Below are 5,193 nucleotides of genomic sequence, written 5' to 3'. Positions count from 1 at the left end.
CCTGATAAGAAGGACAAGTCTCCGTTGAGCAGAGCGTCAGGACCTCGTCGGTTGTATTCATGAGCATGCTGACCGAGTTTTTCATATCATGAACCAGGGAGGCCAGATAGGTCGAAAATTCGATTATCGTGTCATTGCCATCCATTGATTAACTCCTTAAGAGAGGTTTTCATACCATTCGAGGAGGTGGGGGATTTTCTTATATTCCGGATCGATTTTTTGAAGACGATCAAGATAATTTTTGGCCCGCTGAAGCAACGTTTTATCTTTTCCTGTGTTCTGAATTTGTCTAAAAAGAGCCTCCGCTGCATTGGCCACAATAATCTTATTCCCCGGCATACTTTGGGCGGCTTTCTCGAAACATTCAATCGCTTCGGGAAGTCTTCCTTCTTTTACAAGCCTAACGCCCTGGTTGTTTATCTGGATGATCTCTTTTCTAATGGAATCAATAAACTGATGGCCTTCTTCGGAGAGGTTGGTATCATTAAAAACCGTTTGAACTTTCAGGAGCAGGACAGCATCTTCATGATTGTTTCTGATAACATCCTGGATTAGTTTTAAGCCCTCTTCTTTTTCCCCCATTTCAAGACAGGATTTTGCCAGGTCAATCAAGATATCCTGGGGAATATCTTTTACCGCCCCTTCATAGAGTCTTGCTGCTTCCTGGGAGTTCCTTTTTGACTCTTCGTTTTGGTTCATCGTCTGATAAACAACGCCCTTCATGACTGCAGTCTGAAAGGCGGCTTCGGTATTTTCTTTGAATTCTTTTTGGATATCATTAAGGGTGGAGAGGGCCTTCTCGGGCTCCTTCTTGTTGACGAGAACTTTTGCCAGTCCGATGTATACCGTGGGATTCTTGAAGCAGGAATGCCTTCCGAACTCAATTGCAGATTTAAAGGCTTTTTCGGATTGATCGTAGTTTTGGTTCTGGAGGGCGATCTCCCCGAGCAATTTTTGACGATTCACCGATTTCGGGGATATATCCACGGCCTCTTGAAGGATTTTCTGTGCCTCTTCGATGGCATTCAATTTAAGAAATGTCTTGGCCAGCCAGTCATAGCCGACTATATGCATTTTGTTCTCTTCGATAAGCGAATGGAAAACCTGGCGGGCCTGGGGATATTCTTCTTTGTAAAAAAAGGCCCTCCCGATACCGATTTTTGCCCAGGGTATTTCCCGGACAGAGAGGACTTCTTCAAACAAATCCTTGGCCCCGTCATAGTCACCGATCTGGAGCAATAATTCACCTTTCAATTTTATATATTCAAACAGGTTCGGAGGGTTTTCTTTTATCCGCGCTTCACAAAGTGTTATGGCCTGGCGATAGGCCTTTTTCTGGATGGCGGATTCAATCAGTTCGAAATCATTCTTCTTCCTGAAGGCTTTTTCGATACGGGTTCTCAAAATATCCTTCGTAAAAGGTTTTATGAGATAATCATCCGGGTAATATTCGGCAACCCCCATAACCATCTCCGGGGTGTTTTCAGCAGTAATCATAATAAAAACGGTGGTTAGCGTAATGAGTTGCCGGTGTTTGACCTCTTCCAGTATCTGCTGCCCGTCCTTTTGTTGATAGCCAAGGTTATAATCACAAAGGATCACATCATAAGGTTTTTTTTCGATCAGATTTATGGCGGCCTCTCCTGAGCCGGCCGTATCAATTGACACAACTCCGAAACTCTGGAGCATAAACCGGATGGCCGACCTGAACTCATGAAAGTCATCGACGACAAGAAATTTTTTTTGTCTGTAATCAACGAACATTTTTGAATTATAAAGTAGGGTAGGAAAGTGGTCAAGGAAGAAAAGCAGTAGGGCTAACTTGGCCTGGTCCAATCAGCATGAAGCTGACCGCAGGCCGCCGATATATCGGCCCCTTTGCTCCGGCGGATAATGGCCGTGTACCGGGCCTGGATCAGAATATCTTGAAACTTCAAGAGGTCCTTCTCTTCCGGCGGTTCAAAGCCGATGCCCGGATGGGCATTGAATGGGATCAGGTTGATCTTGGCCTTTACCCCTTTCAGTAATTTGGCCAGGGTCCTGGCTGCCTGAGGGGAATCATTGGCCCCTTTGATCAGAATATATTCAAAGGTGATCCTTTTCCCGTGGGGCAAGGGAAACTCCCGGCAGGCCTGCACCAAGGCTTCCAGGGGATATTTCAGGTTGATGGGCATCAACCGGTTTCTGGTGGCATCATCGGCGGCATTCAGGGAAACAGCCAGATTGACCGGCAGGGCTTGTCCCAGGGCCTTCATCTTCGGAATCAGACCGGCTGTGGATAAGGTCACATGGCGATGGGAGAATTGCATGCCTTCAGGAGACAGCAATGTTTTTAAGGCCCGGACTGTATTTACAAAATTGTGCAAAGGCTCCCCCATGCCCATTAATACGATATTGGTCAGAAGGGCTTCTTTATCGTTCAAGGTCTCTTGAACGGCCAGGACCTGATTGACGATTTCAGAGGCCTTGAGGTTTCTTTTGAGGCCCATCCTGCCGGTAAAACAAAAACTGCATCTTTGGGCGCAGCCGACTTGCGAAGAGATGCATAAGGTAAAATGTCCCCGTTCGGGAATCAAGACGCTTTCGATAAGCTCGCCATCCTCCAATTGGAAAAGAAATTTTCGGGTCCCATCGGCGGAACGTTCCATTTTTTTAATGATCAAACGACTTAAATAGGCCCGGTCTTCAAAAAGACTTCTCCATTTTTTGGACAAATTGGTCATTTGATCAAAAGATCGGATGTTTGGCTGGAAAATCCAGCGATAGACCTGCTCTGCCCGATAGGGCTCAAGTCCAAGGATAGTTATCCAGTCCCTTAATTCTTCGAAAGTCAGATTTCGGAGGTCGATTTTAGAGATCGTCATAGAAGCTCAACTGGAGATTATAGCCGCCAGTCTTTCCCTGGATATTCCAAAACTTCCCCGCAAAGAAAAAGCCCTTTAACGATTTTCGATTCCATGATTTTGATTTCCATAGTTTTACGTAACCGGTTAAGTATATTAGTTGATAACACCAGACAAGGTCTGGTCTTTTTAATTTCAGAGCCTTGGGTTGGGTCAAGACTAACCCACCACACCTCACCCCGTTTAATTGCTGCAGAGGTCATTCGGCAAATCCATTTTCAAAGGTCTGCCATTCATCGATCTCTTTTTCTAACAATCTGTCTCTATTGGCTGACAGGCAGGCAGCTTCCAGGGCTTCTTCCTTCTTTTTTAGTTCCTGTGCAAGCAAGGCCGCCAGCATCCGAGATCTCTGTCGGGGGGACACAATGGCCTGAAACCTTTTAGCCAATTGATCCGGTAATGATATCGTCATTCTCATAATTGCTTATTACACGTTATGAATTATGTCTGTCAAACAGAAAGATTCTTTTGCACTTGGGCGTATGACAAACCAACCAGAGACCCCCAACCAAAAGCCCTCGAATTTCTGATAGTCTACTCGGATTCCCAGCTTTCTTTCTATGAGGCTGCTCCCTGATCAGGATTTTGAGGGTTCCGCAGATCACCCCACCGTTTAAGGAAAGCTCAGAATGCAAAGGAGGTAGTTCGCCCAAATTTTGAAGGTCTGCCTCTCCTTTTCCCCTTATCCCCTTCCACTGGTAAAGTTCAGGGCTGCTAAAATCCCCTATTTCTTCAGAAGTCCCCCTTTGGCCCCCTGCCTTCGGCCCTATTTTTACCTTGACCTTGCCCTTTTTTATATTTTATACTCCACCCATCAGAAAGCAAAGTCTTATCAATCTTATGGGCGCTCAGTCAAAACCTAAAAAAGAAATGGGCTTCAATTACGGCGACTATTTAAAGTGGCCGGAGAATGAACGTTGGGAATTGATCGGCGGGGTTCCCTACAATATGACCCCGGCCCCATCCCGGACCCATCAAGAAATTCTCGTGGCCCTGTTGAATAAATTTTATAATTTCCTGACTGATAAAGAGTGCCGAGTTTATGTCGCCCCTTTCGACGTCCGTTTGCCTGACGGTGAAGAGAAAGAAGATGAAATAACCACCATCGTCCAGCCCGATCTGGTCGTAGTCTGTGACCAAGGCAAGTTAGATGATAAGGGGTGTCTCGGCCCTCCCGACCTGATTGTCGAAATAACTTCCCCATCAACTGCCCGTAAGGATCTCAAAGAAAAATTCTCTCTCTATGAACGCATGGGGGTCAACGAATACTGGATCGTCAACCCCACGGATGAAATCATAATGGTTTTCAGTTTGGATCCCCAAAGGCAGTATGGGAGACCGTCGGTTTATGCCATAGAGGACACCATCCAGGTGGGAATCCTGGACGAATTATCCATTCCTCTAAAAGATATCTTCAAGAAATAACCTCTGAATCCCTTAACGGGGGACGGTTCTGACTCGCTACTTATCTCCCCGGGCAAAAACACCCGATCATCAAATCTCAATGTTATGGCAAATGTTCTATAATAGCATTACCAGTCGCCATACGTAACAAGAACTGACTGAAACAAATTATTGAAACAAATGATGGACAAACGAAAATCGATAGTGTACTTTGCCAATATTGTTGAGAATAGCAGTCGATAAAAAAAGTGGTATGGTATTTCCGGATTAACCAGGCATCCTGAAGTCTTCGCTTGGAGGGGTGGTTTTCTCCCCCAATTCCCGATGGGGGCACTATGGCAAAGGGCAATGAAATTTACTGATACGGAATGAACCACAAGAAAGGAGATCGTTATGTCGCGGTTAACAAGAGAAGTTCGTATTTATGGTATTGGTCTGATGATGTTTGTCTTTTTGACAGGTTCAACTCTGTTTGTTGAGGGCGCGTATGCCGACCCGCTTCAATCGGATATTGATGTTCTGGCCAAAAAGGTCGAACCGAAAGTCGTTCAGTGGCGTCGAGATATTCACGAGCATCCTGAGCTTGGCTATCAGGAAGTCAGAACCGCCAAACTCGTCGCCGATCATTTGAGAAGTCTCGGGATGGAAGTGCAGACCGGCGTAGCGAAGACCGGTGTCATTGGTATTTTGAGAGGCACAAAAAGCACCCCGGTCGTTGCCCTTCGGGCCGATATGGATGCCTTACCGGTCAAGGAACTGACCGGCCTGCCTTATGCGTCCAAGGTTGAAGCGACCTGGAAAGGGGCCAAGGTCCCCGTGATGCATGCCTGCGGCCATGACACTCATACGGCGATGCGGATGGGCGCTGCCGAAGTCCTGGCCGGGT

At 46.3% G+C, this 5,193-nt stretch carries 7 protein-coding genes; 2 read left to right on the top strand and 5 right to left on the bottom strand.

Annotated features, from left to right (window positions below; genetic code table 11):
* The 5 genes from HY879_25070 to HY879_25050 form a co-directional block, all read right to left on the bottom strand.
* The coding region (locus tag HY879_25070) for a hypothetical protein (GenBank protein MBI5606617.1) at positions 1-145 on the bottom strand (145 nt) is incomplete at its 3' end.
* Between the two features lie 11 nt (positions 146-156).
* Positions 157-1,764, bottom strand: coding sequence for a response regulator (locus tag HY879_25065; GenBank protein ID MBI5606616.1), 1,608 nt, complete (start codon positions 1,762-1,764; stop codon positions 157-159).
* Between the two features lie 53 nt (positions 1,765-1,817).
* Positions 1,818-2,864, bottom strand: a complete 1,047-nt coding sequence (gene rlmN / locus HY879_25060; GenBank protein MBI5606615.1) for a 23S rRNA (adenine(2503)-C(2))-methyltransferase RlmN — start codon at positions 2,862-2,864, stop codon at positions 1,818-1,820.
* Between the two features lie 17 nt (positions 2,865-2,881).
* Positions 2,882-3,106 carry a type II toxin-antitoxin system PemK/MazF family toxin gene (locus HY879_25055; protein MBI5606614.1) on the bottom strand — a complete coding sequence of 75 codons (225 nt, stop codon included), beginning with the start codon at positions 3,104-3,106 and terminating at the stop codon, positions 2,882-2,884.
* Positions 3,103-3,321: a hypothetical protein gene (locus HY879_25050; GenBank protein MBI5606613.1), complete on the bottom strand. Its 219-nt coding sequence runs from the start codon at positions 3,319-3,321 to the stop codon at positions 3,103-3,105. The genes HY879_25055 and HY879_25050 overlap by 4 nt, the downstream gene beginning before the upstream one ends.
* 422 nt (positions 3,322-3,743) lie before the next feature.
* Here HY879_25050 and HY879_25045 point away from each other — a divergent pair, with 422 nt between their 5' ends.
* Together HY879_25045 and HY879_25040 are read left to right on the top strand one after the other, a co-directional pair.
* Positions 3,744-4,328, top strand: coding sequence for a Uma2 family endonuclease (locus tag HY879_25045; protein ID MBI5606612.1), 585 nt, complete (start codon positions 3,744-3,746; stop codon positions 4,326-4,328).
* Between the two features lie 417 nt (positions 4,329-4,745).
* The coding region (locus tag HY879_25040) for a M20/M25/M40 family metallo-hydrolase (GenBank protein MBI5606611.1) at positions 4,746-5,193 on the top strand (448 nt) is incomplete at its 3' end.

It is taken from the genome of Deltaproteobacteria bacterium (assembly GCA_016219225.1).
In the GTDB taxonomy this organism is placed as follows: Bacteria; Desulfobacterota; RBG-13-43-22; order RBG-13-43-22; family RBG-13-43-22; genus RBG-13-43-22.
Note: the sequence above shows the minus strand (reverse complement) of the source record. Positions and strands in the feature narration are given on the sequence as shown.

Coding starts and splice junctions, on each gene's coding strand:
- HY879_25065 (MBI5606616.1), bottom strand. CDS start 1,764: ATGTTCGTTGATTACAGACAAAAAAAATTTCTTGTCGTCGATGACTTT.
- HY879_25055 (MBI5606614.1), bottom strand. CDS start 3,106: ATGACCTCTGCAGCAATTAAACGGGGTGAGGTGTGGTGGGTTAGTCTT.
- HY879_25045 (MBI5606612.1), top strand. CDS start 3,744: ATGGGCGCTCAGTCAAAACCTAAAAAAGAAATGGGCTTCAATTACGGC.
- HY879_25050 (MBI5606613.1), bottom strand. CDS start 3,321: ATGAGAATGACGATATCATTACCGGATCAATTGGCTAAAAGGTTTCAG.
- rlmN (MBI5606615.1), bottom strand. CDS start 2,864: ATGACGATCTCTAAAATCGACCTCCGAAATCTGACTTTCGAAGAATTA.